Annotated in this window: 1 pseudogene; it reads left to right on the forward strand. The window is 61.5% G+C overall.

What is annotated here, in order from left to right:
* Positions 1-222: 222 nt before the first annotated feature.
* A pseudogene (locus ACPUER_RS37095) lies at positions 223-540 on the forward strand (hemagglutinin); the annotation flags it as partial.

The following is a 540-nucleotide window of genomic DNA, read 5'->3' on the forward strand; positions in this document are numbered from 1 at the left end:
TGTCGACGAAATGGGCCAATGCGGCGATGACCATTGGCAAGCCGTTCAGGGCGCTTCCAGGCATGGGGTACGGGGTGGTCTGGTATTTGAGTGTATCGGCCAATTATTAACCGCGGTTCAGGCACATGCGAACTGGCGATCGTCTTGCCGAGATTTGAATCAACACATGGTGTGGGATGCAAATGATCCGCAATGCAGTGGAATTGGATTGTGAATAGGAACATGTTTCGTTTGGTGCTGAGAATGGTGGCGGGCATGCCGGTGTGGGAGGTGTCGCGCGGGCGCGGCAACGGCGGTTGGGGTAGAACGCGCGCACAACGTCGAAGTGGTGCGGCGAGCGCGGCTCTGCTTGGGGTGACGGGGCCGTCATTGGTGTTCGCGGCGGTGGTGGCAGATCCGAACGGGGGCGCGCAGCGGCCGGACATGACGACGACGGCGAACGGGACGGGCCTGGTCAATATCGTGGCGCCGAACGCCGCGGGGTTATCGCACAACAAGTTCAGCGAGTTCAGCCCGGTCGGGCGCGGGGTGGTGTTGAAC

It is taken from the genome of Burkholderia sp. DN3021, from assembly GCF_049805555.1.
Taxonomy (GTDB): domain Bacteria; phylum Pseudomonadota; class Gammaproteobacteria; order Burkholderiales; family Burkholderiaceae; genus Burkholderia; species Burkholderia pyrrocinia_C.